Annotated in this window: 7 protein-coding genes; 5 read left to right on the top strand and 2 right to left on the bottom strand. The window is 32.8% G+C overall.

Going from position 1 to position 8228, the window contains the following annotated elements; all coding sequences use genetic code 11:
• Positions 1-47 precede the first annotated feature (47 nt).
• Genes ACMOUI_RS10135 through ACMOUI_RS10115 form a run of 5 tightly spaced genes read left to right on the top strand, consistent with a single transcriptional unit; the run spans position 48 to position 5703 of the window.
• On the top strand, positions 48-1256 hold the full coding sequence (locus ACMOUI_RS10135) for a hypothetical protein (RefSeq protein WP_418965579.1): 1209 nt from the start codon (positions 48-50) through the stop codon (positions 1254-1256).
• Positions 1257-1270: 14 nt separating this feature from the next.
• Entirely contained in the window at positions 1271-2182 is a 912-nt protein-coding gene (locus ACMOUI_RS10130) for a trans-4-hydroxy-L-proline dehydratase activase (protein WP_418965578.1), read from the top strand.
• Between the two features lie 5 nt (positions 2183-2187).
• On the top strand, positions 2188-4563 hold the full coding sequence (hypD, locus tag ACMOUI_RS10125) for a trans-4-hydroxy-L-proline dehydratase (protein WP_418965577.1): 2376 nt from the start codon (positions 2188-2190) through the stop codon (positions 4561-4563).
• Between the two features lie 26 nt (positions 4564-4589).
• Positions 4590-5384, top strand: coding sequence for a pyrroline-5-carboxylate reductase (proC, locus tag ACMOUI_RS10120; RefSeq protein WP_418965576.1), 795 nt, complete (start codon positions 4590-4592; stop codon positions 5382-5384).
• 10 nt (positions 5385-5394) lie between these two features.
• Positions 5395-5703 carry a pyrimidine/purine nucleoside phosphorylase gene (locus tag ACMOUI_RS10115; protein ID WP_418965575.1) on the top strand — a complete coding sequence of 103 codons (309 nt, stop codon included), beginning with the start codon at positions 5395-5397 and terminating at the stop codon, positions 5701-5703.
• A gap of 58 nt (positions 5704-5761) precedes the next feature.
• Here ACMOUI_RS10115 and ACMOUI_RS10110 read toward each other — a convergent pair whose 3' ends face one another.
• A complete protein-coding gene (locus ACMOUI_RS10110) occupies positions 5762-7207 on the bottom strand; it encodes a phosphate--AMP phosphotransferase (RefSeq protein WP_418965574.1) in 1446 nt (481 codons plus the stop codon).
• Between the two features lie 73 nt (positions 7208-7280).
• A partial coding sequence (locus ACMOUI_RS10105; protein WP_418965573.1) for a GTP pyrophosphokinase occupies positions 7281-8228 on the bottom strand: 948 nt, incomplete at its 5' end.

Raw genomic sequence — 8228 nt, 5'->3', positions numbered from 1 at the left:
GGCATAATATGAATAATACGTTCAAAAATTAAAAGGGAGGTATTAAAATGGAAACAGTGGAACAGAAGTTAGCAGGTGAAAATGTATTGGGAATAGAAGCTGTAGAAAAAGAGAGTGTTGAAAAAGAGGTAGCCTCAGTTTCAAAGGAAACTTTTGTGGTTTTGACAGTTTTTATAAGTCTTTTTGTTTATTTAGGAAGTGTTATGGGTATTGACAAGGTTTTCAGCGTTATGATGAAAACTGGTCATGATGTACTGATGAATACATCATTTTATATTATGGCTGTAGCTATTTTAGCGGGGGCAGTAGCTTCTATTATGTCAGAGTTTGGAATTGTCGCTTTAATCAATAAAATAATATCACCATTAATGAGGCCACTTTTTGGATTACCAGGAGCAGCAGCACTAGGGGCTGTGACGACATATATATCAGACAATCCAGCTATTTTAGGGCTTGCAGAGGACCGTGGATTCAGCAAATACTTTACAAAAGCTGAGAAAGTGACATATACAAATTTAGGAACAACTTTTGGAATGGGACTTATTGTAACAGCATATATGCTAAGTTTGGGAAGTGAATATATAAAGGCAGTGCTTATCGGTAATATAGGTGCTGTTATTGGAGGTATATTTTCAGTTAGAATGGTTCTTAGATATGCTAAAAAATATTACAATGAACCTATGAATGAAAAAATAGATACTAAGGAGGAGGGAGACCTTAGAAAGATTAGAGCTGGAAGTGCATTTGAGAGACTTTTAGCCTCTATGATGGATGGAGCAAAGTCAGGGGTAACTTTAGGTCTTGCTTGTGCCTCAGGAACAGTTTTAATTTGTACATTTGTTATGATTTTAACATTTGGACCACAGGGGGAAAACGGAACATATGTAGGTGCAGCCTATGAGGGAGTAAAACTACTACCTAGATTGGGATCATATTTCACACCAGTAGCAAAGATGCTTTGGGGATTCGGAGAACCTGAACTATTGGCATATCCATTTACAGCATTAGGTGCAGTTGGAAGTGCTATGGGATTAACTAAGGGATTTATAGATAAAGGATTGGCCAATGCAAATACCATTGCAGTGTTTACAGGTATGGGTATCTGTTGGAGCGGATTCTTAAGCACTCATGTGGGGATGCTAGATACATTAAAACATAATCATTTTATAAAAATATGTATACTATGGCAACTTTTAGGAGGTCTTATAGCTGGAGTTGCTGCAAACTATATATTTAAGTTACTATTAATATTTTAAAGGAAGTGAAGAAAATGGCAATACCCTATGTGATAAATATACAGAAATACTCTCTTCATGATGGAGATGGAATTAGAACTACAGTATTTTTTAAAGGGTGTCTTTTAAACTGTTGGTGGTGTCATAATCCAGAGAGTCAAAAATATACACCAGAGTTACTGTTTGATTATGAGAGATGTAAGGGGTGTAAAGAGTGCGAAAAAGTTTGTCCAGAGCATGTTATAAAGATTCAAAACAATGTGGCTAAAACTGAAAGAGAGAGTTGTATATTGTGTGAAACATGTTTGGATTACTGTGCAAATACAGCTCGTGAAATAGTTGGAAAACAATATTCGGTTGAAGATCTATTGAAGGAGATTGACAAAGATAAGATGTTCTATGAGGAGTCTGGAGGGGGAGTAACTCTTTCAGGTGGGGAGATAATGACTCAAGATATTGGATATCTAGTTGAATTATTAAAAAGAGTGAAAAAAAGAGGGTATAATGTAACTATAGATACCTGTGGTTATGCTCCTCAGAAGAACTATGAAGCTTTGATAGATTATGTGGATACATTTTTATATGATATAAAAACAATGGACAATGAAATTCATAAAAAATATATGGGAAAAGGAAATGAGTTGATACTTTCTAATTTAAAGTATTTAAGTGATTGTGGAAAAAACATATATATAAGAATACCCTTAATTGGAGGAGTAAATAGTAGTGAGAAGAGTATAAAAGACATTGTGAGTTTTTTAAAAAATAATATTCAGGTAAAAAAAATAAACCTACTTCCATATCACAAAGCAGGAACTAATAAATATGAAAAATTAGATTTAAACTATTTAGGAGAAAATTTTGTTACACCTTCACAGAAGGAGTTGGAGAAATATTTAGATATCTTTAGAGAAAATGGATTTTTAGATGTTAAAATAGGAGGGTAGATAAGATGAAAAAAAGAGGTATGAATGAAAGGATTCAAAAATTAAGAGAGCAAAGTGTAGGAACAGAAGCACATATTTATATTGAAAGAGCTAAATTAATAACAGAAGCATATAAAAAATATGAGGGAGAAGTTTCTATTCCTGAATTGAGAGCACTTGCTTTTAAACACTTTATGGAGAATAAATCTATATGTATAAATGATGGAGAGTTAATTGTGGGAGAGAAGGGGGATGGACCACAAGCAGCTCCAACATTCCCAGAGCTTTGCTGTCATACCTTAGAGGATATGCACATTATGAACGATAGAGATTTAATATCATTTAAAGTTACAAAAGAGGATCTAAAAATCCAAGAGGAGGAGATTATTCCATATTGGGAAAAAAGATCGATTAGAAATAAAATTATAAACTCTATGGGAAAAGAGTGGAAAGAGTGCTATGAAAGCGGAATTTTTACAGAGTTTATGGAGCAAAGAGGTCCAGGGCATACTGTAGGTTCTGAAAATATATATAAGTATGGATTCTTAGATTACAAGAAAAAAATCCAAAAAGCAATTGAAAATCTAGATTTTTTAAATGATAAGGAAGCTTTAGATAAGAAACAGGAATTAAATGCGATGAAAATATGTTGTGATGCAATCATAACTTTAGGAAAGCGTTATGCTGAATTAGCACATAAATTAGCAAAAGAGGAGAATGATCCTATTAGAAAAGAGGAGCTTTTAGAGATTGCTAAAAATTGTGAAGTAGTACCGGCTCATAAACCAAAAACATATTGGCAAGCTATTCAAATGTACTGGTTTGTTCACTTGGGAGTAACAACAGAGTTAAACCCTTGGGATGCTTTTAGTCCAGGAAGATTGGACCAACATCTAAACAGTTTCTATATGAGAGATTGTGAAGAGGGAGTTTTAAATGAGGAAAAAGGATTGGAGCTTTTAGAAAATTTATGGATTAAGTTCAATAATCAGCCAGCTCCTCCAAAAGTGGGAATCACTTTAAAAGAGAGTAGTACATATACAGATTTTGCGAATATAAATACAGGGGGAATAACTCCAGATGGGCAAGATGGAGTCAATGATGTAAGTTATCTAATTCTAAAGTGTATGGATGAGATGAAGCTTTTACAACCAAGTTCAAATGTTCAAATCAGTAAAAAAACACCTCTTAAGTTTTTAAAGGAGGCTTGTGCAATATCTAGAAAAGGATGGGGGCAACCAGCTTTTTATAACACAGAGGCTATAGTTCAAGAGCTATTAAATGCTGGAAAAACTTTGGCAGATGCAAGAAGAGGTGGAGCAAGTGGATGTGTAGAAACTGGAGCTTTTGGAAATGAGGCCTATATATTAACAGGATATTTTAATCTTCCAAAAATTTTAGAGTTAACTTTAAACAATGGTTATGATAAAATTAGCAATAAGCAGTTGGGATTGAAATTGGGTTATGCGGAGGATTTCAAAAGTTATGAGGAGCTTTTTGAAGCTTATAAAAAGCAGATAAAATATTTTATGGATATTAAAATAGAGGGAAGTAATATAATTGAAACAATATATGCAAAATATATGCCAGTTCCATTTTTATCAGTTATAACGAATGATTGTATCAGTAGAGGTAAAGATTATAATGCTGGTGGAGCTCGTTATAACACAACATATGTTCAAGGTGTGGGAATTGGAACAATAACAGACTCTTTAGCAGCTATAAAATATAATGTTTATGACAAAAAGAACTTCACAATGGAAGAGTTAATGAATGCATTAAACAACAACTTTGAAGGTGCTGGAAGAATATTAAATCTAGTTAGAAATAAAACTCCAAAATATGGAAACGATAATGACTACGCTGATGATATAATGAAAGAGGTATTTGAATACTACAACTCAGTTGTGACAGATAGACCTAATATGAAAGGGGGAAGATATGCAATAAATATGTTACCAACAACATGTCATGTGTATTTCGGTGAGGTTATGATGGCTAGTGCCAATGGTAGATTAGCTCATAAACCAGTTTCAGAGGGTATATCACCAGAAAAAGGGGCCGATATATATGGACCAACAGCAGTTTTAAAATCAGCAGCTAAGATGGATCATCTAAAAACAGGTGGAACACTATTAAATCAAAAATTCCTTCCAAGTGTAGTAAAAGGAGAGGAGGGATTGGAGCATATGGCAGATGTTGTAAGAACATATTTCAATATGGATGGACATCATATACAATTCAATGTAATAGACAAAGAAACACTTCTTAAAGCTCAACAAAATCCTGATGAATACAGAGATTTAATAGTTCGTGTAGCAGGTTATAGCGATCACTTTAGAAATTTAAGTAAAGCTTTACAAGATGAGATAATAGATAGAACAGAACAAAGTTTTAATTAATAAGAGTAAATATAGGAGGATATGTAGTGAAAATAGGATTTATAGGGGCAGGGAATATGTCTCAAGCAATAATTAAAGGTATAGTCTCTTCAGAGATTGTAAAAAAAGAGTTTGTATTTGCTTCTGATAAGTTTTTACCAACTTTAGAGAGAGTAAAAGCTGGTTATGGAATAAATGTAACTGAGAGCAACAGGGAGATTGTAGAGAAGTGTGATGTTATATTTTTAGCGGTAAAACCACAATTTTATAGAGAGGTTATAAAGGAGATAGCACCTTTTGTAAGAGAGAGTACAACTGTGGTAACAATAGCTCCAGGACAAACTCTAAAAAACTTGGAGGAAACTTTTGGAAAAGAGATTAAAATTGTTAGAACAATGCCTAATACTCCAGCAATGGTATGTGAGGGGATGACAGCTGTTTGTGCTAATAATAAAGTAACTAAGGATGAATTAGACTATATATGTACTCTTCTAAACTCTATTGGAAAGGCTGAAGTAGTGGCTGAGTATATGATGGATGCTGTGGTGGGAGTTAGTGGAAGTTCACCAGCATATGTCTATATGTTTATAGAAGCGTTAGCAGATGGAGCAGTAATGGAGGGAATGCCAAGAGATTTAGCATATAAATTTGCAGCACAGGCTGTGTTAGGAAGTGCTAAGATGGTATTGGAGACAGGTATGCATCCAGGGGCTCTAAAAGATATGGTTTGTTCTCCAGGAGGAACGACAATAGAAGCTGTAAGTATTTTAGAAAAAAGAGGTATGAGAAGTAGTGTTATAGAAGCAATTAGAGGTTGTGTAGCTAAAGCTAGAAAGATGTAGGGGGAGAATAATGGAATTTAAGAGTGTAAAAGTTATAAAAAAGGCAAATGTATATTTTGGTGGAAAAGTTGATAGTAGAACAATTATATTTGAAGATGGAAGCAGAAAAACTTTAGGATTTATGCAAAAAGGTGAGTATGAATTTAATACAGGAGCTCCAGAACTAATGGAAGTAATAGGTGGAGAGATGCTGATTAAAAGAGCTGAGGACAAAGACTTTATAAGTATAAAAGAGGGAGAGAGTTTCTCGGTGGAGAAAGATTCATCATTTAAGGTCAAAGTTAATGAATATGCGGACTATTGCTGTTCATATAAATAGAGGTCAATATAAAAAAGAGGGAGCTTTTTAATAGCTCCCTTTTACTATAGATTAAAAATCAGATATTATATAATTTTTGTTCAATCTCTTTTATGATTTTTTTCAAAACAAAAATCCGTGCATAATACTTATCATTGGCTGGAACAATATACCATGGACATGTAAAGCTTGAAGTTCTTGAAATCATCTCTTCAATAGCTTCTTTATACTCCTTCCACTTCTCTCTATTTCTCCAGTCCTCCTCAGTTATTTTCCACTGTTTAGCTGGCGTATTCTCTCTCTCTTTAAATCTCTTTAACTGTTCATCCTTGGATATTTGTAACCAAAACTTAATAATAATAGCCCCATTGTTAACCCACTGAGTTTCCATATCTGTAATCTCCTGGTAGGCTCTTTTCCACTCATATTTAGTGGCAAATTTTTCAACTCTTTCAACAAGAACTCTACCATACCATGTTCTATCAAAAATTGAGATATGTCCATATCTTGGGAAAGATTTCCAGAATCTCCAAAGATAGTGCTTGCTCTTTTCAACATCGTTTGGTGCAGCAATAGGGATAACGTCATAGCCACGGGGATCCATACGCTCTACAACTCTTTTAATATTTCCACCTTTACCAGCTGCATCCCAACCCTCATATGCGATTATAACTGGAATCCTTCGAGTATATATCTCATGATGGAGATTAGAGATTGTATCTTGCAATTTTTTTAACTCTTTTTTATACTCCTTTTTACTGATTGATTTTGATAGATCGACACTGTCTAGGGAGTACGGTTTTTTATAAGGAAGAAGAACATCATCAGGCCTGATATCTTTTTGGTTTAAATGACTTTCTATCTTTTCTACAATTATTCTGAAAACCTCAGATTTAGCCCCATATAAACTATTAGATGATATGATATTCCATCCACAGTCAAAGTTATTTGTACGTTCTATTATATCTTCCCAATTTTCAATAATAGATTTGTAATTAAAGTTTTGCTTCCAAGCATAAGGAGTTACTTTCCAAGACTTAGCAGGATTTTTTTTAGCTTTAAAGTATCTTTTTTTTTGAACTTTTTTAGAAACATGTAGAAAAAACTTTATAATAAGCATACCACTTCTAATAAGGGAGCGTTCTATTTTATTGATCTCTTTACATCTTCTAGTAATATTAATCTCCTCTTCAAAAGCCAAGTCGTACCAAGATTTATCAAAGATATGAAACTCCCCTTGCCCAGGAATATCTTCTAAATACTGTTTCAGAGGTAGAGTGTTTTGCTCTAAAGGGTGATTATGATTCACCACTTTATATCCTCTTGGATCTAAAGTTACAAGAATTTCATTTATAATAGCCCCTTTTCCAGAAGCTTCAAGCCCTTCAAAAATGATTAAAATAGGGATTTTTTTCTCCTTACTAGTTCTTTGAAGTTCTGCAAGTTTTAACTTTAAGGGATCAATGGTCTTATCATACTCTTTTCTCTTCATCTTTAAACAACTTTCATTACTTAAAATACCCATAAAAAACCTCCTTAACTTTGTTAATCTCATTTATAGGATATACAAAAATATGGAGATGAATCCTGTTTTATATTTAACTTTGTTTTTCTCTATAGTCCAAAAGATTTTTAATCATTAAATCATAGCGAGCAGGAAATTTTTTACTACCATTTCCAAAATATTTTTTCATAATTTCTAAATCCTCTATTTTAGAGAAATCCTCCAATGTGCTTATATTATTATCATGTAAAAGTTTTATAATCTTAGGACTAATCCCCTGAGAAAAAGTTATATTGAATTTTTTATTGAGATATTTTCTTAAAGAAGTAGAGTTTATCTCAATCTCATGTAAAGTGTTTCCTTCAATAGTGTTTACAACTTTTTTCTCATATTCAGTAATCTCTTTTGAAATACTTTCAAACTCCCTATCAGCAATCTCTAAAAATCCAGCTAAAAGCTTAAATCTTCTTTTAATATCTGTTGGAAGTTGACCGCTAAATTTATAATTTTTGTCATGTTCAACTTCAGCCCAAGCATGTTGTAAAATTGTTCTAACCTGTATCTCAAACTTTAAACCATCAAATCTTTCAAACTCAGGAAGTTCTAAAAGATTTTTAGGGAGAGTTGCAACCAAGTGTATAGATTTATATCCAACTTTATCTTCACCTAAGGTGTCACTTTTATCAACACTATTAGTTTCATCAATTATGAAGGTATGTCTTAGAAAATTTTCAACAATTTTAGTTTCACTCTCTAAAAATGTGATAACTCTAAGACCACATAAATCTGTAGCTTCTTCAATACATGTATAACCTTTTCGTTCTACTTTCTTTTGAAAGCTTTCTCGAGTTTTGGCTCTACTTGTAATTGAATGATAGATAATCTTTTCTTTTTCAAAGGACTGCTTTAAAAAACGTTCTAATCTTTTTCCCAATTTACGATAAAGCTCTCTATTTTTTTTGTAGTAGTTTAATAGTTGAAATTGATTACAGTTAATTTTTTCCATAGTTACCTCTCTTAAAAAAATAATATCTACATATAG

The organism is Cetobacterium sp., assembly GCF_048470075.1.
Lineage (GTDB): Bacteria > Fusobacteriota > Fusobacteriia > Fusobacteriales > Fusobacteriaceae > Cetobacterium_A.
Note: the sequence above shows the minus strand (reverse complement) of the source record. Positions and strands in the feature narration are given on the sequence as shown.

Bases quoted from the DNA above. Each gene is read 5' to 3' on its own strand.
- ACMOUI_RS10115 (WP_418965575.1), top strand. From the start codon at position 5,395: ATGGAATTTAAGAGTGTAAAAGTTATAAAAAAGGCAAATGTATATTTT.
- ACMOUI_RS10135 (WP_418965579.1), top strand. From the start codon at position 48: ATGGAAACAGTGGAACAGAAGTTAGCAGGTGAAAATGTATTGGGAATA.
- ACMOUI_RS10130 (WP_418965578.1), top strand. From the start codon at position 1,271: ATGGCAATACCCTATGTGATAAATATACAGAAATACTCTCTTCATGAT.
- ACMOUI_RS10110 (WP_418965574.1), bottom strand. From the start codon at position 7,207: ATGGGTATTTTAAGTAATGAAAGTTGTTTAAAGATGAAGAGAAAAGAG.
- hypD (WP_418965577.1), top strand. From the start codon at position 2,188: ATGAAAAAAAGAGGTATGAATGAAAGGATTCAAAAATTAAGAGAGCAA.